The sequence below is a fragment of the Burkholderia sp. WP42 genome (genome assembly GCF_000745665.1).
Lineage (GTDB): Bacteria > Pseudomonadota > Gammaproteobacteria > Burkholderiales > Burkholderiaceae > Burkholderia > Burkholderia vietnamiensis.
Map to the genome: position 1 here is coordinate 39081 of NZ_KN050728.1, position 20693 is coordinate 59773.

A 20693-nucleotide genomic window follows, 5' to 3' on the forward strand; every position below is an offset into this window, starting at 1 on the left:
AACTGGAGAAAGATTCATGAACGCAGTACTTGAAGATCCGCACACGAAGGGCACGCGCGGACAGGCTGCCGTGCGAGACACGCAGGAGTTCGTGACGTTCCGGCTGGGTGCCGAGGAATACGGCATCGACATCCAGCGAGTGCAGGAGATCCGCTCCTACGAAACCCCGACGCACATCGCCAACGCACCGGCGTTCGTCAAGGGCGTGATCAACCTGCGCGACGTGATCGTGCCCATCGTGGATCTGCGGCTGAAGTTCGCGCTGGAATCCGCCGAGTACAACGACGCGACGGTCGTCATCGTCCTGAACGTCGCGCGACGGACGGTGGGCATCGTCGTGGACGCGGTGAGCGATGTCCTGGCCCTGGCGCCGGCCGATCGCCGGCCTGCGCCCGAATTCGGGGTGATGGGCGACGCCGGGTTCATCACCGATCTCGGCTCCGTCTCGGACGAGGACGGCGACCGGATGTTGATCCTGCTCGACATTGAACGGCTCATTGAGACTGTCGACGTCGGCCGGCTCGCCTGACGCGGGCTCCGTCCATCCATTCATTTTTCGACCGGACGGCCGGACGCGCGCCCCGGCGCATCGCGCGCCGCCCGCAACAAAAAAAATGGCGCCGCAGGCATCGAGCCCGCGGCGCCATCGGATCTCGCTGCGGCAGGTGCAACCCGCCGCAGCTCGACCGCGTGCTTACATCTGCACGGTATCGGCGACTTCCTTGAAGTCTTCGATCTGGTCGAAGTTCATGTACTTGTAGATCTTGTCGCCGTTCGCGTTGAGCACGCCGATGTCGGCCATGTACTCTTCCTTGGTCGGGATCCGGCCCAGACGCGAGCAGATCGCAGCCAGTTCCGCCGAGCCGAGGTACACGTTCGTGTTCTTGCCCAGACGGTTCGGGAAGTTGCGGGTCGACGTCGACATCACCGTCGCGCCTTCGCGCACCTGTGCCTGGTTGCCCATGCACAGCGAGCAGCCCGGCATTTCGGTGCGGGCGCCGGCCGTGCCGAACACGCCGTAGTGACCTTCTTCCGTCAACTGCTTCTGGTCCATCTTGGTCGGCGGCGCGACCCACAGCTTGACCGGAATGTCGCGCTTGCCTTCGAGCAGCTTCGACGCGGCACGGAAGTGACCGATGTTGGTCATGCACGAGCCGATGAACACTTCGTCGATCTTCGCGCCGGCGACTTCGGACAGCGTCTTCACGTCGTCCGGGTCGTTCGGGCACGCGACGATCGGCTCATGGACGTCGGCGAGATCGATCTCGATGACGGCCGCGTATTCGGCGTCGGCGTCCGGCGACAGCAGCTTCGGATCGGCCAGCCACTGCTCCATCGCCGCGATGCGGCGCTGCAGGCTGCGCGCGTCCTGGTAGCCCTGCGCGATCATCCACTTCAGCAGCGTGATGTTGCTGTGCAGATACTCGATGATCGGTTCCTTGTTCAGGCGCACCGTGCAACCGGCAGCCGAACGTTCGGCCGATGCGTCCGACAGCTCGAATGCTTGCTCGACCTTCAGGTCCGGCAGGCCTTCGATTTCGAGGATGCGGCCCGAGAAGATGTTCTTCTTGCCTTGCTTCGCGACCGTCAGCATGCCCTGCTTGATCGCGTACAGCGGAATCGCGTTGACGAGGTCACGCAGCGTGACGCCCGGCTGCATCTTGCCCTTGAAGCGGACCAGCACCGATTCCGGCATGTCGAGCGGCATCGTGCCGGTGGCGGCCGCGAATGCGACGAGGCCCGAGCCCGCCGGGAAGCTGATGCCGATCGGGAAGCGCGTGTGCGAGTCGCCGCCGGTGCCGACGGTGTCGGGCAGCAGCATGCGGTTCAGCCACGAGTGGATCACGCCGTCGCCCGGACGCAGCGCGATACCGCCGCGCGTGCTGATGAAGTTCGGCAGCGTCTGGTGCGTCTTCACGTCGACCGGCTTCGGATAGGCGGCGGTGTGGCAGAACGACTGCATCACGAGGTCGGCCGAGAAGCCGAGGCACGCGAGGTCCTTCAGTTCGTCGCGGGTCATCGGGCCCGTCGTGTCCTGCGAGCCCACCGACGTCATCTTCGGTTCGCAGTACGTGCCCGGACGCACGCCCCGGCCTTCCGGCAGGCCGCATGCGCGACCGACCATCTTCTGCGCGAGCGTGAAGCCCTTGCCGGTGTCGGCCGGCTGATGCGGCAGGCGGAACAGCGTCGACGGCTGCAGGCCCAGCGCTTCACGCGCCTTCGCGGTCAGGCCGCGGCCGATGATCAGCGGAATGCGGCCGCCGGCGCGCACTTCGTCGAACAGCACGTCGGACTTCACCTGGAATTCGGCGATGACCTTGCCGTCCTTCAGCGCCTTGCCTTCGTACGGGCGCAGTTCGACCACGTCGCCCATGTTCATCTGCGACACGTCGAGTTCGATCGGCAGCGCGCCGGCGTCTTCCATCGTGTTGTAGAAGATCGGAGCGATCTTGCCGCCGAGGCACACGCCGCCGAAACGCTTGTTCGGCACGAACGGGATGTCCTGGCCGGTGAACCACAGCACCGAGTTGGTCGCCGACTTGCGCGACGAGCCCGTGCCGACCACGTCGCCGACGTACGCGACCAGGTGGCCCTTTTCCTTCAGCGATTCGATGAACTTGACCGGGCCGCGCTTGCCGTCTTCTTCCGGCGTGATGCCCGGGCGTGCGTTCTTCAGCATCGCCAGCGCGTGCATCGGGATGTCCGGGCGGGTGGTGGCGTCCGGCGCCGGCGACAGATCGTCGGTGTTGGTTTCGCCCGTGACCTTGAACACGGTGATGGTCAGGCTTTCCGGCACTTCCGGACGGCTCGTGAACCATTCGGCGTCGGCCCAGCTCTGCAGCACGGCCTTCGCGTGGGCGTTGCCCTTGTCGGCGAGTTCCTTCACGTCATGGAACTGGTCGAACATCAGCAGGGTTTTCTTCAGCGCGTCGGCCGCGACGGACGCGACGGCTTCATCGGACAGCAGCTCGATCAGCGGCTGGATGTTGTAGCCGCCGAGCATGGTGCCGAGCAGCTCGGTCGCGCGTTCGCGCGAGATCAGCGGGCAGGCCGTCTCGCCTTTCGCGACGGCGGCCAGGAAGCCGGCCTTCACGCGCGCGGCTTCATCGACGCCGGCCGGCACGCGATGGGTGATCAGGTCGAGCAGCGTCTGCTCTTCGCCGGCAGGCGGGTTCGTCAGCAATTCCACCAGTTCGGCGGTTTGCTGAGCCGTCAGCGGCAGGGGAGGGATACCGAGCGCGGCGCGGGCGGCCACGTGAGCACGAAAGTTTTCAAGCATGGGGGGACCTGCTGAGATTGCGTTTCAGGGGAAGGGCTTTCCAGGTACGCCGGGGCTGCTATTCCGGATACTGCGTCAATGCTTGGACGCGATTGTAGTCGCAATGTGGTCAAGCGTCAAATGTCTTATGTCTTATATAAGAGTTGGTTGCCGCGGCAGCGGTTGGCGCGTCGCGTCTTCGCCGCGATGCGGCAACGCATCGGTGCGCACGAAGGCGGCGGCCGGCGCGGGCCGGCCGTGCGGCGAGCCGGCCGTGCGTGCGGATGAGCGGACGAATCTGGTGGAAAAGCGTCGCCGCCGCTGCCAAAATGACGCCCCCGTGGCGAACGGCCGCGCCGGGCCGCCGCGCGTGCCGTCGGCCCGGCGCCCGGCGGGTGCCGGACCGGCGTCCGGATCGCCGCGGGCCTACCTGAAAGGTGATCGTTGTGAAGTTGTCGTTTGAGGTCATGGAGGCGCTCGATGCCATCGACCGCACGGGCACGTTCGCGGAAGCGGCCGTGCTGCTCCATCGCGTGCCGTCCGCGTTGACTTATCTGGTGCAGAAGACCGAGAGCGAGCTCGGCGTCACGCTGTTCGATCGCAGCGGGCGGCGCGCGCAGCTGACCGACGCGGGCCGTCTGCTGGTCGACGACGGCCGCCGCCTGCTGCGCGCCGGGCGCGAGCTGGAGGACCGGATCCGCGGCGTCCAAGCCGGATGGGAGGCGGAGCTGCGCCTGTGCGTCGACGAAATCCTGCCGCTCGCGTCGTTGTGGCCCCACGTGCGCGCGTTCTACGCGCTGCAGATGACGACGCGGCTGCGTTTCTCGACCGAAGTGCTCGGTGGCGTGTGGGACGCGCTCGTGTCCGGGCGTGCCGATATCGCGATCGGCGCAGCCGGGGAGCCGCCGCACGCGCCGAACATCGCCGCAAGACCGATCGGCGTGTTGCGCCACGTGTTCGTCGTCGCGCCGCAGCATCCGCTGGCCGCGGTCGACGCACCGCTCGACAGCGGCGTCATTTCGGGCCATCGCGGCGTGGTGATCAGCGACACGTCGCGCGACCTCGAACCGAAGTCGGTGGCCGTCCACGACGGGCAGCCGGTCATCGTCGTGCCGACGCTGGCCGCCAAGCTCGAGCTGCTGTGCGAAGGCCTCGCGGTCGGCATGCTGCCGGCGCCCGTCGCCGAGGAGCCGATTCGTCAGGGCAAGCTCGTCGAGCGGCGGCTGACGGGCGTGCGCGAGCATACGAACTGCTATCTCGGCTGGCGGGAGGACAAGGCCGGGCGCGCATTGAGCTGGTGGCTCGAGCAACTCGACGAGGTCGACCTGGTCGCGGCGCTGTTCGGCGCACGCAGCGCCGCCGCGTGACGCCCGGCCGCACCCGGCGATCGTGCGGCAGCGGCAGCGCTGCGCCGCAGGCCGTCCGACGGTCCGGCCGTCACGCGGCAGCGCTACATTTCGCCGCGCCGCCCTGTAAATGTCGCCACGGGGCTCAATTCTTGTCCGAACCTGTCGTTAACCCGGAATGGCCGCTCTCGATGGGGCCGCACGCCGGCGTATGGATGTGCTGAACGATGGAATGGCCAACGCGCCGCGCAAAAGTGTCGCGCTCGTCGCGACGGCGACCGGTCGGCCGGTCGCCTTCAAGGCCGTTGAGCAGGCAACCGTTCGGCGCAAATGCAATCACATCTTGCCTGCCGTTGCAGGCGAGCCCGCAGGGTGCCCGATCGAAGTGCGCCGGCGAGGACTTTTCGTGTTGATTAGAGAATGTACCCGAACAGCTACGATGTTCCGATTGGACGCCTCGTCGCGCGTCAGATCCTGTCCTGCGACCCTGCCACGCCGGTGCGCGAGGTTGCGCGGCGCATGTTCGCCGAGCGCCGCAGCTCGATCGTCGTGATGGAGGGCCAGCAGGTCGTCGGCATCTGGACCGAGCACGACGCGCTGTCGGCCGGCGACGATCCCGACGCGCTCGACCGCCCGGTCGGCGACGTGATGAGCCGTCCGGTGCTGACGCTCGACGCGTCGACGCCGCTGGGCGAAGCCGCGATGCGATTCAAGGAGTCGGGCGTACGGCACTTCATCGTGGTCCGCGACGGCGCGGCGATCGGCGTGCTGACGCAGACCGACGTCGTCGTGAACCAGGGCCCGGAATTCTTCCTGCATCTGAAGCCGATCGAATCGATCCGCGTCCATCTGCCCGTGGTGGTGTCCGAGCACGATGCGCTGCCCGACGTCGTCGCGCGGATGCGCGCGCAGCGGCTCGATGCGATTCTGGTCCGTTACGACGACGGCGAGCACGGCATCCTCACCGAACGCGACGTCGTGCGGCTGCTGGCTCAGAGCGGCGTGCGAGGCGCGGTGGGCGCATGCGCGAGCAAGCCGTTGCAGATGCTGCTCGCCACGCAGAGCCTGTATGCGGCGCAGCGCTTCATGACCGAGCACAACATGCGGCACGTCGGCATCTGCGACGAGGAAGGGCGGCTCACCGGCCTGCTTGGCTTCGCCGACGTGCTGCTGAGCATCGAGCACGAATACGCGAACGAGCTGCGCAGCGCGCTGCGCGAGCGCGACGAGGCGCTGGGCCTCGCGCGCTTCAACCTGCGCATGGCGGACCGCGTGTTCGAATCGGCACTGGAAGGGATCATGGTGACCGATCGCCACGCGCGGATCGAGCGCGTGAATCAGGCGTTCACGCGTCTGACCGGCTACACCGAGGACGAAGTGGTCGGCCGCAACCCGGCGATGCTGAGCTCGGGCCGCCAGACGCCCGATTTCTACAAGCAGCTGTGGCATTCGCTGACGACCGACGGCCACTGGCAGGGCGAAATCTGGAATCGCCGCAAGAGCGGCGAGCTGTTCCTCGAATACCTGACGATCACCAGCATTCGCGACAACGCCGGCGAGATCTCGCACTACGCGGCGATTTTTTCCGACATCACGCAGCGTCGCCAGGCCGAGGAGCGGCTGGGCTATCTCGCCACCCACGACGTGCTGACCAATCTCGCGAACCGCGCGCTGTTCGAGGAGCGGCTCGCGCGCTCGATCGTCCAGGCGAAGCGGCTCGGCCGCAAGGTCGCGGTGATGTACGTCGATCTCGACCGCTTCAAGCTCGTCAACGATACGCTCGGCCACAACGCCGGCGACGAGGTGCTGAAGGTGGTCGCCGGGCGCATCGCCGGGCAGGTGCTGTCGAACGACACCGTGGCGCGCATGGGCGGCGACGAGTTCGCGATCGTGCTCGAGGAGTTCGACGACGTGCGCGACGTCGGCCGCATCGCGCGCAATTTACTCGACGAAGTCGGCCAGTCGATCGAAATCGAGGGCCGCGAGATCTTCGTGACGCCGAGCATCGGCATCAGCATCTATCCGGACGACGGCATCGACGCCGAACATCTGCTGCTGCTCGCGGACCAGGCGATGTACGGCGCGAAGAACCGCGGCAGGAACGTGTTCCAGTTCTTCGAGAGCAAGATGACGTCGTCGGCGATCGAGCAGCTCGAAACGCTCGGCGAGCTGCATCGTGCGCTCGAGCAGAACGAATTCAGGCTGTTCTACCAGCCGCAGTACGATCTGGCGAGCGGCCGGATCGTCGGGGTGGAGGCGCTGCTGCGCTGGTTGCATCCGCGCCGCGGCCTCGTCGCGCCGGGCGAGTTCATCGGGCTCGCCGAGCGCTCCGCGCTGATCGTCCCGATCGGGCGCTGGGTGCTGCAGGAGGCGTGCCGCCAGGCGCGCCGCTGGCTCGACGAAGGCTTCGAGTTCGGGCGCGTGTCGGTGAACGTGTCGGCGCGCCAGTGTTTCACCGACCATTTCCTCAGCGACCTGACGACCATCCTCAGCGAAACCGCGTTGCCGACCAAATGCCTGCAGCTGGAGCTGCTCGAGAGCATGGCGATGAACACCCGCGAGGAGATCGGCATCCTGCTGCGCGAACTCGCGATCCGCGGGATCAGCCTCGCGATCGACGATTTCGGCACCGGCTATTCGTCGCTCGTGTATCTGAAGGACCTGCCGGTCGATACGCTGAAGATCGACCGCTCGTTCCTCACGGATTGCGGGACCGGCAGCACGGACGACGCGATCGTGCGCGCGATCGTCGCGATGGGACGCGCGCTCGGGCTGCACGTCGTGATGGAGGGCGTCGAGACCGAAAAGCAGCTGAGCTTCCTGCAGGAGATCGGCTGCCATCAGGTGCAGGGCTTCCTGCTCGCGCGGCCGCAACCGGCCGAGCAGCTGACGCGAAGCGTGTCGCGCCGCGGCGCGGAGCTGCTCGTCGACTGAGGCCGCTGGCGCGCGGCGGCCGGCGGTCGTGTGAGCCGTCCGGGCGCCGTGCGGCGCCCGTGGCTCACGAGCGCCCAAGCGCCGGCTCAATCGAAGTACGTGAGCCCCATCGCGCGCTTCACCTGCGCGAGCGTGTCGCCTGCGACGTCGCGCGCACGCATCGTGCCGCGCTTCAAAATCGCCATCACCTCTGCCTTGTCGGCTTCGAATTCGCGGCGGCGCGCGCGGATCGGTTCGATCAGCGCCTGCAGGCGCTCGTCGAGCACCCGCTTCACGACGCTGTCGCCCAGCCCTCCGCGGCGATAGTGCGCCTTCAGCTCGTCGACCTTCTGCACGTCCGGCTCGAACGCGTCGAGGAACGTGAACACGATGTTGCCCTCGACCTGGCCGGGGTCGCTCACGCGCAGATGGTTCGGATCCGTATACATGTCCTTCACCGCGCGCGTGATCTCGTCGGGCGTCGCGCCGAGCGTGATCGCATTGCCGAGCGACTTGCTCATCTTCGCCTTGCCGTCGATGCCGGGCAGCCGCGTGACGGCCGACAGCACGGCCTCGCATTCGACCAGCACCGGCTGCTCGACGGTCGCGTTGAAGCGGCGCACGAGTTCGTTGGTCTGCTCGATCATCGGCAGCTGATCGTCGCCGACCGGCACGTGGGTCGCCTTGAACGCGGTGATGTCGGCGGCCTGGCTGACCGGGTAGGTGAGGAAGCCGGCCGGGATGTCGCGCTCGAAGCCGCGCAGCCGGATCTCCTCCTTGATGGTCGGATTGCGCTCGAGGCGCGCGACCGTGACGAGGTTGAGCAGGTATTGCGACAGCTCGGCGAGTTCGGGCACCTGCGACTGCACGACGATCGTCGACAGCGCTGGGTCGATGCCCACGGCCAGATAGTCGAGCGCGACCTCGATCACGTTTTCCGTGACGCGCTGGCGGCGCCCCATGTTGTCGGTGAGTGCCTGCGTGTCGGCGAGCAGCAGGAATTGCGTCGCGTCGTGCTGCATCTGCACGCGTGCGCGCAGCGAGCCGATGTAGTGGCCGAGATGCAGCGGGCCGGTGGTGCGGTCGCCGGTGAGGATGATCGGTCGGGCAGGGTGCGTCATGACGAGTGGGCTCCGGGTTATCGACGCCTTCAACCATGACGCAGCCGCAGAAACGACGATGCCGCCATGGCTGGCGGCATCACGTTCGGGACATGCAAGAGGAAACGGGCCGCCTGGGTCAGGCGCGCCACCAGCGATGCAGGTTCGGCGAGGCAGGTCGGGTTTCCATCGCGCAAGTATAGCGCAGCGCGCCGGCCGCGGCCGCTGCGGCCGTTCGCGCTCCGTCGGCCCAAGCTTTTTGCTCGTCAACAACCACAAAAATGATCGTTTCGCACGCGTCGGCGTGTCAGCAGAATGTCTCCGTTCCCGGTCGCGCGACGACACGCGCAGCGCAGCGGGCCGCACTTCAAGGAGACAGCCGTGGCAGTGGAAACAACTTCGATCGATACGCTGGTGGTCGGCGCCGGACAGGCCGGCGTCGCGATGAGCGAGCATCTGGGCAAGCTGGGCGTGCCGCATCTCGTGCTCGAGCGCGACCGCATCGCCGAGCGCTGGCGCACCGCGCGCTGGGATTCGCTGGTCGCGAACGGCCCCGCCTGGCACGACCGCTTCCCCGGCCTGGAATTCGCCGGCCTCGATCCCGATGCGTTCGCAACCAAAGACCAGGTCGCCGATTACTTCGACGCCTATGCGCGCAAGATCGACGCGCCGATTCGCACCGGCGTCGACGTGAAGAACGTCGTGCGTAACGCCGGCAAGCCGGGCTTCGTCGTCGAGACGTCCGACGGCACGATCGAGGCGACGCGCGTGGTGGTCGCGACGGGGCCGTTCCAGCGCCCGGTCATTCCGCCGATCGCACCCGACGATGCACGCATCCACCAGATCCATTCCGCGCACTATCGCAATCCGGCGCAGTTGCCGGACGGCGCCGTGCTGGTGGTCGGCGCGGGCTCGTCGGGCGTGCAGATCGCCGACGAGCTGCAGCGCGCCGGCCGGCAGGTGTATCTGTCGGTCGGCCCGCACGATCGTCCGCCGCGCGCGTATCGCGGCCGCGACTTCTGCTGGTGGCTCGGCGTGCTCGGTGAATGGGACAAGGAAGCGGCGACGCCCGGCCGCGAACACGTGACGATCGCCGTGAGCGGCGCGCGCGGCGGCCACACGGTCGATTTTCGTGCGCTCGCGAATCGGGGCGTGACGCTGGTCGGGCTGACGAAATCGTTCGACGGCGGCGTCGCGGCGTTCGAGCCCGACCTCGCGATCAATCTCGCGCGCGGCGACGACAACTATCTGTCGCTGCTCGACGCGGCCGATGCGTATGCGGCCCGCAACGGGCTCGAGCTGCCCGCCGAACCGCAGGCGCGCCGCATCCTGCCCGATCCGGCATGCGTGACGAACCCGCTCCTGTCGCTCGACCTCGCCGACGCGGGCGTGACGTCGATCGTATGGGCGACCGGCTACGCGACGGACTACGGTTGGCTGAACGTCGATGCGTTCGACGCGAACGGCAAGCCGCAGCATCAGCGCGGCGTGTCGAAGGAGCCGGGCATTTATTTCGTCGGGCTGCCGTGGTTGTCGCGACGCGGCTCCAGCTTCATCTGGGGCGTGTGGCACGACGCGAAACACATCGCCGACCACATCGCCACGCAGCGCAAGTACGTCGACTATCACGACGCAGCGCAACGGCGCGGCCACGCGAGCGCCCGGCAGGACGACGCGGCGCGCCTCGCACCGGCCGCTGCGCGCCCGGTCGTCGACGCGATCGACTGAGCCGCGGCGCGCCGCGAGCGCGCCTCCACCCGCACGCCGCCGCCGGCGCGGCGTGCGAACCCACCGACATTCGAAGGACCGCGATGAGCCAGCCCACCCACACCCGTATCCGCATGTTCAACACGAAGGATACCTACCCGAACCAGACGCTCGACAACGACCTGTGCCAGGCCGTCCGGGCCGGCAATACCGTCTACGTGCGCGGCCAGGTCGGCACCGACTTCGACGGCAATCTCGTCGGCCTCGGCGACCCGCGCGCGCAGGCGGAGCAGGCGATGCGCAACGTGAAGCAGCTGCTCGAGGAAGCCGGCAGCGACCTCACGCACATCGTCAAGACGACCACCTATCTGATCGACCCGCGTTATCGCGAGCCGGTGTATCGGGAAGTCGGCAAGTGGCTGAAGGGCGTTTATCCGATTTCGACGGGGCTCGTCGTGTCGGCGCTCGGTCAGCCGCAGTGGCTGATGGAGATCGACGTGATCGCCGTGATTCCCGACAACTGGCAGCCGGCGCAGGCGTCGGCGTCGGTGCGGGAGGCGCAATGACGTTTTCCATCGTCGGCCGCTGCGCCGAAACGGGCCAGCTCGGGATCGCGATCAGTTCGTCGAGTATCGCGGTGGGCGCGCGCTGCCCGTGGGTGCGTGCGGGTGTCGGCGCGGTCGCGACGCAGAACGTCACGCTGCCCGCGCTCGGCCCGCAGACCCTCGATCTGATCGAGCACCAGCAGCTCGCGCCGGCCGCCGCGCTCGATCGCGCGCTGAACGCGAACGGCTGGAGCCAGTATCGACAGGTGACGGCGATCGATGCGCAGGGCCGCACCGCGTGCTTCACCGGCAGCGAAGCGCTCGGCACGCATCACGCGGTGCAAGGCGAGCAATGCGTGGCGGCCGGCAATCTGCTGGCCGCGCCGGCCGTGATCGACGCGATGGCGCGTGCGTTCGAACAGGCGCCGGGGCTGCTGGCCGAGCGCCTGCTCGCCGCGCTGCATGCGGCGGTCGCGGCGGGCGGCGAGGCCGGCCCGGTGCATTCGGCGGCATTGACGGTAGCCGGCGACGTGACCTGGCCGATCGTCGACCTGCGCGTCGACTGGGCCGATGCCGATCCGATCGGGCAGCTCGATGCGCTGTGGCGCGCGTATCGCCCGCAGATGCAGGATTACCAGACGCGCGCGCTGAACCCGACCGCCGCACCGAGCTACGGAGTGCCCGGCGATGAGTGACACGTCGAGCCGTACGCTGCTCGCGCGGCTGGTCGGCTTCGCGACGGTCAGCCGCGATTCGAATCTCGCGATGATCGACTTCATCCGCGACTATCTCGACGGCTACGGCGTGTCGAGCGAGCTGTTCTACAACGCGGAAGGCACCAAGGCGAGCCTGTACGCGACGATCGGGCCGCGCGATCGCGGCGGCATCGCGCTTTCCGGGCATACGGACGTGGTGCCGGTGGACGGGCAGGCGTGGAAGGTCGAGCCGTTCCGGCTGACCGAGCGCGACGGCCGGTTGTACGGGCGTGGCACGGCCGACATGAAAGGCTTCATCGCGTCGATGCTCGCGGCCGTGCCGGCGTTGGTCGCTCGGCCGCTGCATACGCCGGTGCATCTGCTGCTGTCGTACGACGAGGAGATCGGTTGCGTCGGCGTTCGGCCGATGCTCGAAGCGCTCGCCGGCCGCGAGCAGCGGCCGCGCGTGTGTGTGATCGGCGAGCCGACTGGGCTGCAACCGGTGCTCGGCCACAAGGGCAAGCTCGCGATGCGGTGTCACGTGAAGGGCGCCGCGTGCCACTCCGCGTATGCGCCGCTCGGCGTCAACGCGATCGACTACGCGGCGAAGCTGATCGGCCGGCTCGGCGAAATCGGTGCGGCGCTCGCGCGGCCCGAGCATCGCGACGAGCGCTTCGATCCGCCGTTCTCGACCGTGCAGACCGGCTTGATCAGCGGCGGCCGCGCGCTGAACATCGTGCCGGCCGAATGCGAATTCGATTTCGAGGTGCGGGCGCTGCCGAGCTTCGATGCGCACGACGTGCCGAGCCAGTTGCAGCACTACGCGCAAGCCGAGCTGTTGCCGAGGATGCGCGCGGTGCAGCCCGACACCGATATCCGTCTGCAACCGCTCGGCGCCTATCCGGGGCTCGCCACGGCGCCGGACAGCGACGCGGCGCGGCTGATCGCGATGCTCAGCGGTTCCGACGCATTCGGCACGGTCGCGTTCGGCACCGAGGGCGGATTGTTCGGCGAGGCCGGCATGCCGACCGTCGTGTGCGGACCGGGCAGCATGGACCAGGGGCACAAGCCCGACGAGTTCGTCACGCTCGAACAACTGCACGGATGCGACGCGATGTTGGGGCGTCTCGTCTCGCACGTCGCTTCGTCCGCGTGATCGTCGCGGCGGCCGCACGTTTCTACCGGCCCGTCTGCTCGACGATCTGCGCGAGCCGCTCGCGGCAGAAGTCGACGAACGACTGCGCCTGCTTGGTGAGCTGACCGCGCTTGAGCCGCGCGCTCACGAGCCCCGACGGGCTCACCGTTTCGCTGAGATCGACCGTCACCACGCGCCGGCCGTCGTACGTGTATTCGGAATGCGGGCGCGTGACGAGCAATGAGAAACCGAAGCCCTGTCCGACCATCCCGCGCACCATCTCGATCGACGGCGACGCGAACACGATGTTCGGCGTGAGCCCGAGCTCGCGGAACAGGCTGACGAAATAGGTGCGGCTCGGCAGCACGTCGAGCAGGATCATCGGCTCGACGCTCAGCTCGCGCAGCGACACGTGCGTCTGTTCCGCGAACCGGTGGTTCTCCGGCAGCAGCACGTACGGCTGCTGCGCGGGCATCAGCGGCTCGGTCTCGATCGTCCCGTCGAGGTCGTGGTCGTACAGGAACGCGAGGTCGAACGTGCCGGCGGTGAGCCCCTGCACGAGCTCGTGCTGCTCGCCGTCGCGCAGCCGGATGTTCACGCCCGGATAGCGCTCGCGAAAGCCGGCGATCAGCTGCGGCAGATAGAGCGGCGCGACCGTCTCGAAGCAGCCGATGTCGATCTGGCCGGTCACGACGTCGTTGTCGGCCAGCGCGTTCTGTTCGAACTCGTGCGCGATGCGCAGCAGCTCCTGCGCCTTGCGGTAGAAACGCGTGCCGCCCGGCGTCAGCGACACGCCCTGCGCATGATGGCGGATGAACAGCTTCACGCCGAAACTTTCCTCGAGCCCCTTGATCGCGCTGGAGATCGACGGCTGCGCGATGAACAGCTGGCGCGACGCCTCGGCGACGCTGCCGGACTCCACCGTCGTCACGAAATATTTCAGTTGCCGCAAAGTGTAGTGAGCCACGAGCACCTCTGATACGCGCCGCGGCGGCGCGTGCCGCCGCGCAGCGCATGCTGTCCGCTGGATGCGTAGCACCTTACCCGAACCCGCGCGGCGCCGAAATTTCCCCTGCAGAGCTTTTTCGTATGTCTCGGAAATATTTTTAGTATTTTCGGGTCGCGACGCGCGTGGCGCACCATCGTCTCCAATCCGGATCGCGACAAAAGCGCGCACGTGCTGCGCCGTCGCCGCGCATCCGGACCCGATTGCCGGCGCGCACGCTCGCGCGCCGGCCGACACGGCAGGCGCGCGTTACTGCGCACGACAGGAGACTTGACCATGACGACCGCGGATCGCAACGCGTCATCGATGATAGAGAAGCACACGATCGGCTACGTGCCGCCCGCGGAACGCCACGGCAACGTGCGCGACCTGTTCACGCTCTGGTTCGGCGGCAACATCGCGCCGCTGCCGATCGTGACCGGTGCGCTCGGCGTGCAGCTGTTTCATTTGAACCTGATGTGGGCGATCGTCGCGATCGTCGTCGGGCAGGCGGTGGGCGGCGTGCTGATGGCGCTGCATTCGGCGCAAGGCCCGCAGATGGGCATTCCGCAGATGATCCAGAGCCGCGCGCAGTTCGGCTCGTGGGGCGCGCTGCTGGTCACGGTGATCGCGGCGGTGATGTACGTCGGCTTCTTCGCATCGAACATCGTGCTGGCCGGCAAGTCGGTGCACGGCATCGCGTCATCGGTGCCGGTGCCCGTCGGGATCGTGATCGGCGCGGTGGGCTCGGGGCTGATCGGGATCGTCGGCTACCGGTTCATTCACATCCTCAACCGGATCGGCACGTGGGTACTCGGCATCGGCATCCTGGTCGGCTTCTGGATGATCCTGTCGCACGTGAGCACCGCCGATTTCTTCACGCGCGGCGGCTTCGACTTCGCGGGCTGGCTCGCGACGGTCTCGCTGTCGGCGCTGTGGCAGATCGCGTTCGCGCCGTACGTGTCGGACTATTCGCGGTATCTGCCGGAAGACGTCGGCGTCGCGTCGACGTTCTGGGCCACCTATCTCGGCTGCACGATCGGCTCGACGCTCGCGTTCATCTTCGGCGCGGTCGCGGCGCTCGCGGTGCCGGCCGGCGTCGACACGATGGACGCCGTCAAGCAGGCGACCGGCCCGCTCGGCCCGCTGATGCTGGTGCTGTTCCTGTTGAGCGTGATCAGCCACAACGCGCTGAACCTGTACGGCGCGGTGCTCGCGGTCATCACGTCGGCGCAGACCTTCGCGTACCGCTGGATTCCGACCGCGAAGGCGCGCGCCGTGCTGTCGGTCGTGATCTTCGTCGGCTGCTGCTACGCGGCGATCGGCGCGTCGACGAACTTCGTCGGCAATCTCGTCGATCTGGTGCTCGCGCTGCTCGTGGTGCTGGTGCCGTGGACGGCGATCAACCTGATCGACTTCTACGTGATCCACAAGGGCAAGTACGACATCGACGCGATCTTCACCGCCGATGGCGGCGTGTACGGCCGCTTCAATCCGCAGGCGCTGCTCGCGTATGCGATCGGGATCGTCGTGCAGATTCCGTTCATGAACACGCCGATGTACGCGGGCCCGATTCCGGCGCATCTGGGCGGCGCGGATCTGTCGTGGCTGGTCGGCCTCTTGCTGACCTCGCCGCTGTACTACTGGCTTGCGACGCGCGACAGCGCGTACCGGCGCCGGCAGACGGGCGCGCAGTTGCCGTCGTCGGCGGCGCGGTAACGCGGTGAGTGTCGAGAGGGTCGGGCGAAGCGGCGGTCGCCGTGGTGGCAGGCGGTGAGGCATGGCCGGTGCGAACCGGCCGTGCCGTGCGCTTCGCCGCGGGTGGTTGCCGTGCGATCGGATCGCATGGCTGCCCGCCGTCGCCGCCGGGCCACCCCGGCGACGCGGCCGATGCGTGCGCCGCCGAGTAAGGCCGTCGCGCGCGGAGCCGGCGTCAGACGCCTGCGCTGCCCTGCGGCGTGACGGCCACCGACGCCTCGCTCGTCAGCATCAGGAACGTGAGCGTCTCGCGCAGATACAGGCGCACGACCTTGTCGGTGTGGCTCGTATAGCCGATCGATACGTCTTCGCCGAGATGCAGTTCATAGTCGCCGCCGCGCGTGGAGAGCACGCAGCCGCCGCTGATCGCCGGCGCCCAGATGATCTCGCCGCTGACGATGCGCTTGATGTGGCCGAGCACCGGATAGCCCTGGTCGCGCGCTTCGCTCAGCGCCGTGTAGGCATCGGAGCCGAGCACGACCGAGTACGGGCCGTCGACGCCGGCGAGCCGCAGCGCCTCGAGCGCGTCGCTGATTGCGTCCGGATATGCGCTGACGTCGGCCGGCAGCGCGAGCTTGCGGTTCGACGTGCCTTCGCGGATGCCGACGATGCCGGCCGCGGCATAGCCGTCGAAGATCGCGCCGTCTTCCGCGAAGGCGAGCCGTTGCGCGGCATCCTTGGCCGGCTGCCAGTCGGCGTCGCGCGCGCCGCGCTCGACGCTGTCGATCGCATCGCGGCTCAGCTCGAACGGCACCGTCAGTTCGACGATCGTGCGGACTTCGCGCAGCCGTGCGCTCACCAGCTCGCGCGGGGCGGCGACGTCGCACAGGTGCCCGGTGCCGACGGCCGACAGCGCGGGGCCGGCCGGCCCCTCGACGTCGACCACGCGGCGCCCGGCCACCGAGCGCTTGAACGTGCGTGCGACTTCTTCCTCGATCTGCTGCCATGCGGATGCCGAGACCGGCGCGAGTTCGCGGTGCAGGTTATTCATGGATAGGGGCTCCTTTCAGCGATCCGATGTTCAGCGAGCCGTCACGACGCGGCTCGGGCGATGAGGGGACGGGCGGCGCGACGGCGCCGGCATCGGCCGGCGCGGCGCGGTCGGCCAGCGCTTCCAGCAGGTCGGCCGACGGCACGAAGAACAGCGAGCCGGTGACCGCGCGGCTGTAGTCGAGCAGCCGGTCGTAGTTACCGGGCGGGCGGCCGACGAACATGTTTTCCAGCATCTGCTCGATCGGCGCCGGCGAGCGCGCGTAGCCGATGAAATAGGTGCCGAATTCGCCGTAACCGGGCCGCCCGAACGGCATGTTGTCGCGCAGGATCTTCACTTCCTGGCCGTTGTCGTCGAGCGTGGTCAGCGAGCTGTGCGAGCACGACGGCTTCACGTTCTCCGGCAACTCGATGTCGGACAGCTTGGTACGGCCGATGATGCGCTCCTGCGTCTCGACCGGCAGCGCGTTCCAGCCGGCCATGTCGTGCAGGTATTTCTGCACGATCACGTAGCTGCCGCCGGCGAAGTCGGCGTCTTCGTCGCCGATCACCGTGAAGTCGACCGCTTCGCGGCCTTCCGGGTTCTCGGTGCCGTCGACGAAGCCGATCATCGCGCGCTGGTCGAAGTTCCGAAAGCCGTGCACCTCGTCGACGACGGTGACGGCGTCGCCCAGCGCGCCGAGCAATTGCGTCGCGAGTTCGAAGCACAGGTCCATCGTGTCGGCGCGGATGTGCAGCAGGATGTCGCCCGGCGTTGCGATCGCGACGCGCTGGCCGCTGCCGAATTCGCGGAACGGATGCAGCGACGCGGGCCGCGGCTCGCCGAACAGCGTGTCCCACGCGGCGGCGCCGAAGCCGCACACGCACGACAGCTTGCCCTCCGGCACGCGCTTGCCGACCGAGCGCACGAGCGCGGCGACGTCGCCGCACCACGCGCGGACGGTGTCGGCATGGCCGGCGCCGGGGTTCAAGGTTGCCACGATGAAGATGGCGCTGCGCGTGATCGGTCTGTGGACGGCCTGCGGGAGCGGGGAGCGGGTCTGCATCGCGGGCTGGCGGTCAATCATGTCGGGACGCGCGGGCCGCGCAGATCGCGGCACACGCAGACGAACGGTTGGACTGAGTCATGCGACGGTTCTCTTTGGGCTGTGTGACATGCGAATGAAGGACGTTGTGCGCGCATGGGCGGCGCGCGCTGCGTACCAGCGTCGAGCCTGCAATCTAGCAGTTTCGACTGATCTTTGGAACATGAGCAGGAAATGCGGAAGCCGCCGGGAGCCGTTGCCGCGATCGGCGGCGTGCTTCGGGCCGGGCGGCTTCGGCAGGCGGGGCGCCCGACGGCTTAAATACCTTGCTCGCACACTGGCCGACCCAATACGGCGGAAAGCACGCCAGTCGGTGGCCTTGCACACTAGCCGAGCCGTGAGCCGCGCGTCGTTGCGATCGCATGGCGGATGACGCGGGTGATGTTGTTTACGGCGGCAATCGCGCAGCCGCATGCAGAAGCGGTGTAGCGGTCGACTTTGCCGAGGTGCATCGATGAACTGACGAGTCGAACGCCGGACGAGCCGGCGAGCGCGCTTCTTATGACGACCCATGGCGTCTTCCGGCGCTGCGTTCGTGCAGCAACGACTTCCTTCAGCAATCCAATAATCTGCACCTTGCCGAACTTCGACCAGTTCACCAGAGTTTTTAGGAAGGCTACTCGCAAACGTCAAAGTGGTTAGCCCGGCGATGAAAAAGATCATAAAAAACAAAGTAGGCGGTCAACTCCCATCGGTTCTCGATCTCATTTGTTCATACCTATATACGTTTGAAACTACGGCTCACCGAGCTGCTGAACGAATTCGTCTGACGTAAATGACATGAAGCGCTATCTGGGGCGCTGCAGTGGTGGATTGCTTCCTAATGGTTGGGGAATTGGGCCGGGCAAGTCGATGGCTCGGCATTGGTAGATAAAGAAGCTTAGTCTGCCATCAATATGCTCATACGAATGACGGCGTTTTGCGTCGCTGCTTTGGGCTAAATAGTTAATCAGTGTCAAATCTTATGGATCCCTGACATAACGCGATGGACATGGCCGACCTATTGTTGCAATGTTACAAAAAATAATTGTCAGAGAGTGAAGAGCCTGTAGGGCGATGGTGGGGCTGGATGGGGTTCCTGAAAAGAAAGATCAACTTTTAGGTTTACTAACGGAAATTCGTCGTACGGATTGCGGATCAGTAGTCGTATCCACCGTGGATACCGGCGGCGGGGCTGTCGTGGTCACCGCCCGCTCCACTGTTGTCTCGTGGCGTGAAGGCGTCAAAGAAGGTCGATGACGGAGAGCGATTTATATGCCGAGGAACGGGTGAAATGGATCAGGAATCGATTCGATTGGGCTTTGGTGAAATTCCGCAGATAGGCGATATGAACATTGTCAGATTTATTTAAATAGCGGAATTTGAGATTGATTTATTTGGAATGGCGTCGGCAATTGCCGATGGGTATGAAGGGGCGACTTCAACTAGAAGCGCGGGGGCGTTGAGGGATTGAGAGCGATCGGCTGGTTCGGTCTATCCGCGCGGCGCGGAGATGGCGGGCGGCTGTCCGACTCAAGCGTGACGCGGGATTGGGTACTTACGAGTAGGTGGGCGAGATGAATAAGATATTTAAAGTTATCTGGTGCAAAGCGAAGTCAATGTTCGTTGTCGCATCGGAGTTGGCCACCGCCCGAGGAGCGTCGGGTGGAACACGGGTTCGGTCGGGTGTGGGACGTGCAGACAACGAACCGGCCTTGTCGCGCGTTGCGCTCGCGGTCAGTTCCGCTTTGTCGGTTCTGTCGTTTGGGCTCGGGTTCGCGCCTGCGGCCCACGCTCAAACCGTGATGCCGGCGATCGATACCAGCAAGGCGCCGATTCAAACCACGTTTTGGAGCGGTGGGAGCAATCAGTCCTGGTTGTGGCTGGTGAACAGCGATGGCGTGCCGCTTTATCCGACGGGGTCGGGCGATAATGCCCAGCCGGACGCAGTGGTGTTCTCGAGCTACTACAACAACACCACTACTGCATACAACTTATTCACTGCTTACCTGAATCCGCAGTGGCCGTCCTCACCGACGCTCTGGGGCCTTTCCACGGTCATTCTCGGAGATCCGACGCTCGATACGGGTAACCACGCGAACACTTTTGTGTACGGCGGGGTCGTTTCGATCGGCAATAACAACACGTTCGGCGGCGTGACGGCGCGTATCGGCACGTTGACCAACGTCCTGGCCATGATGGGTGCGGCCGTCAACGCCAACAATGGCGTCGGCATCGGTGCCGGCTCGACGGTCGCGACGGGCGCGACCAACGGGCTGGCGATGATGGGCGCGACCGCCACGGGCGTCAATACGGTAGCGATCGGCAAGAACGCGAATACGGCCGTGGCGTCGGACGTAGCGATCGGCGCGGGCGCCAAGGCGGCAGGCGCGGCCGGTATCGGCTCGGCGGTGTCGATCGGCGCGGGGAATACGGCCTCGGGCGCTGGCGCCGTGGCGATCGGCGACCCGAGCATTGCCAATGGCACGGGCGCGATCGCGATGGGCTTCAACAGCATCGCGACTTTGGACGGGACTGCCACCGGCGGCACGGCAAACGGTGCGGTGGCGCTCGGCAACACGGCCGTGGCGGCGGGTCAGGGCTCCGTTTCGATCGGTAATACGACGACGGCCGGTAATGCCGGGTCGATCGCGATCGGCGACGGCGCACTGGTCGGCGCTGTGGCCACCAAGGGCATTGCGTTGGGTTCCGGGGCTAACGCGTCGGTGGCGAATTCGGTTGCGTTGGGCAACGGGTCGACGACAACCACCGGCGTCAATACCACGTCGTTCACCATTGGCAGCACCGTGTTCAGCGGCTTCGCCGGAACGACGCCTGCCACCGCGGGCGTCGTTTCCGTCGGTTCCGTGGGGGCCGAGCGACAAATTCAGAACGTCGCGGCTGGTCAAGTGAGCGCGACGTCGACGGATGCGGTGAACGGCAGCCAGCTCTTCAGCGTCGCGTCCGTCCTCAATGCGGGCGTGGTATCGCTGTCCACTAGCGTGGGTTCGATGTCTACGAGCGTGAGTTCGATGTCGACCAGCGTCAGCTCGATGTCGACCACTGTTGGGTCGATGTCGACCAGCGTGGGTTCGATGTCTACGGCCGTCAGTTCGATGTCGACCGGCGTGAGCTCGCTGTCGACGGGTCTGAGCTCGACCAATAGCTCGGTCGCATCACTGTCGACCTCGACGTC

15 protein-coding genes are annotated in these 20693 nt (G+C 66.7%); 9 read left to right on the top strand and 6 right to left on the bottom strand.

Annotation, left to right across the window (positions count from 1 at the left end; translation table 11 throughout):
• Positions 1-16 precede the first annotated feature (16 nt).
• On the top strand, positions 17-529 hold the full coding sequence (locus tag EX20_RS29720) for a chemotaxis protein CheW (protein WP_011879818.1): 513 nt from the start codon (positions 17-19) through the stop codon (positions 527-529).
• A 165-nt stretch (positions 530-694) separates the two neighbouring features.
• Here the strand turns inward: EX20_RS29720 and acnB are convergent, their stop codons facing one another.
• Positions 695-3280 (bottom strand): bifunctional aconitate hydratase 2/2-methylisocitrate dehydratase, encoded by a 2586-nt coding sequence (acnB, locus tag EX20_RS29725; RefSeq protein WP_011879819.1) that lies wholly within the window; start codon positions 3278-3280, stop codon positions 695-697.
• A 425-nt stretch (positions 3281-3705) separates the two neighbouring features.
• Here acnB and EX20_RS29730 point away from each other — a divergent pair, with 425 nt between their 5' ends.
• Together EX20_RS29730 and EX20_RS29735 are read left to right on the top strand one after the other, a co-directional pair.
• On the top strand, positions 3706-4626 hold the full coding sequence (locus tag EX20_RS29730) for a LysR family transcriptional regulator (RefSeq protein WP_034195622.1): 921 nt from the start codon (positions 3706-3708) through the stop codon (positions 4624-4626).
• Positions 4627-5025: 399 nt separating this feature from the next.
• Positions 5026-7539 carry an EAL domain-containing protein gene (locus tag EX20_RS29735; protein ID WP_014725636.1) on the top strand — a complete coding sequence of 838 codons (2514 nt, stop codon included), beginning with the start codon at positions 5026-5028 and terminating at the stop codon, positions 7537-7539.
• An 86-nt stretch (positions 7540-7625) separates the two neighbouring features.
• Here EX20_RS29735 and trpS read toward each other — a convergent pair whose 3' ends face one another.
• On the bottom strand, positions 7626-8639 hold the full coding sequence (gene trpS, locus EX20_RS29740) for a tryptophan--tRNA ligase (RefSeq protein ID WP_034195623.1): 1014 nt from the start codon (positions 8637-8639) through the stop codon (positions 7626-7628).
• A gap of 360 nt (positions 8640-8999) precedes the next feature.
• Here trpS and EX20_RS29745 point away from each other — a divergent pair, with 360 nt between their 5' ends.
• The 4 genes from EX20_RS29745 to argE all read left to right on the top strand — a co-directional run bounded on the left by EX20_RS29745 (position 9000) and on the right by argE (position 12721).
• Positions 9000-10346, top strand: coding sequence for a flavin-containing monooxygenase (locus tag EX20_RS29745; RefSeq protein ID WP_034195624.1), 1347 nt, complete (start codon positions 9000-9002; stop codon positions 10344-10346).
• 83 nt (positions 10347-10429) lie between these two features.
• On the top strand, positions 10430-10891 hold the full coding sequence (locus EX20_RS29750; RefSeq protein ID WP_034195625.1) for a RidA family protein: 462 nt from the start codon (positions 10430-10432) through the stop codon (positions 10889-10891).
• Positions 10888-11565, top strand: a complete 678-nt coding sequence (locus EX20_RS29755) for a DUF1028 domain-containing protein (protein WP_014725641.1) — start codon at positions 10888-10890, stop codon at positions 11563-11565. Before EX20_RS29750 ends, EX20_RS29755 begins: the two co-directional genes overlap by 4 nt.
• Positions 11558-12721, top strand: coding sequence for an acetylornithine deacetylase (gene argE, locus EX20_RS29760; protein WP_014725642.1), 1164 nt, complete (start codon positions 11558-11560; stop codon positions 12719-12721). Before EX20_RS29755 ends, argE begins: the two co-directional genes overlap by 8 nt.
• 22 nt (positions 12722-12743) lie before the next feature.
• On the opposite strand, the gene EX20_RS29765 is transcribed toward argE, so the two are convergent.
• A complete protein-coding gene (locus tag EX20_RS29765) occupies positions 12744-13667 on the bottom strand; it encodes a LysR substrate-binding domain-containing protein (protein WP_034195632.1) in 924 nt (307 codons plus the stop codon).
• 315 nt (positions 13668-13982) lie between these two features.
• On the opposite strand from EX20_RS29765, the gene EX20_RS29770 reads away from it, so the two are divergent.
• Positions 13983-15404 carry a purine-cytosine permease family protein gene (locus EX20_RS29770; protein ID WP_034195626.1) on the top strand — a complete coding sequence of 474 codons (1422 nt, stop codon included), beginning with the start codon at positions 13983-13985 and terminating at the stop codon, positions 15402-15404.
• A 214-nt stretch (positions 15405-15618) separates the two neighbouring features.
• Here EX20_RS29770 and EX20_RS29775 read toward each other — a convergent pair whose 3' ends face one another.
• From EX20_RS29775 to EX20_RS32380, 3 genes are all read right to left on the bottom strand, one after another.
• On the bottom strand, positions 15619-16434 hold the full coding sequence (locus tag EX20_RS29775) for a family 1 encapsulin nanocompartment shell protein (protein WP_014725646.1): 816 nt from the start codon (positions 16432-16434) through the stop codon (positions 15619-15621).
• Entirely contained in the window at positions 16427-17500 is a 1074-nt protein-coding gene (locus tag EX20_RS29780) for a Dyp-type peroxidase (RefSeq protein WP_034195627.1), read from the bottom strand. Before EX20_RS29780 ends, EX20_RS29775 begins: the two co-directional genes overlap by 8 nt.
• Positions 17501-17844: 344 nt before the next feature.
• Positions 17845-18117, bottom strand: a complete 273-nt coding sequence (locus tag EX20_RS32380; protein ID WP_139164723.1) for a hypothetical protein — start codon at positions 18115-18117, stop codon at positions 17845-17847.
• A 957-nt stretch (positions 18118-19074) separates the two neighbouring features.
• Here EX20_RS32380 and EX20_RS32690 point away from each other — a divergent pair.
• On the top strand, positions 19075-20693 hold a 1619-nt coding region (locus EX20_RS32690), incomplete at its 3' end, for an ESPR-type extended signal peptide-containing protein (protein ID WP_269321579.1).

Excerpts from the sequence above, each read along its gene's own strand:
- EX20_RS29720 (WP_011879818.1), top strand. The coding sequence starts at position 17 with ATGAACGCAGTACTTGAAGATCCGCACACGAAGGGCACGCGCGGACAG.
- acnB (WP_011879819.1), bottom strand. The coding sequence starts at position 3,280 with ATGCTTGAAAACTTTCGTGCTCACGTGGCCGCCCGCGCCGCGCTCGGT.
- EX20_RS29735 (WP_014725636.1), top strand. The coding sequence starts at position 5,026 with ATGTACCCGAACAGCTACGATGTTCCGATTGGACGCCTCGTCGCGCGT.
- trpS (WP_034195623.1), bottom strand. The coding sequence starts at position 8,639 with ATGACGCACCCTGCCCGACCGATCATCCTCACCGGCGACCGCACCACC.
- EX20_RS29750 (WP_034195625.1), top strand. The coding sequence starts at position 10,430 with ATGAGCCAGCCCACCCACACCCGTATCCGCATGTTCAACACGAAGGAT.
- EX20_RS29755 (WP_014725641.1), top strand. The coding sequence starts at position 10,888 with ATGACGTTTTCCATCGTCGGCCGCTGCGCCGAAACGGGCCAGCTCGGG.
- argE (WP_014725642.1), top strand. The coding sequence starts at position 11,558 with ATGAGTGACACGTCGAGCCGTACGCTGCTCGCGCGGCTGGTCGGCTTC.
- EX20_RS29770 (WP_034195626.1), top strand. The coding sequence starts at position 13,983 with ATGACGACCGCGGATCGCAACGCGTCATCGATGATAGAGAAGCACACG.
- EX20_RS29775 (WP_014725646.1), bottom strand. The coding sequence starts at position 16,434 with ATGAATAACCTGCACCGCGAACTCGCGCCGGTCTCGGCATCCGCATGG.
- EX20_RS29780 (WP_034195627.1), bottom strand. The coding sequence starts at position 17,500 with ATGATTGACCGCCAGCCCGCGATGCAGACCCGCTCCCCGCTCCCGCAG.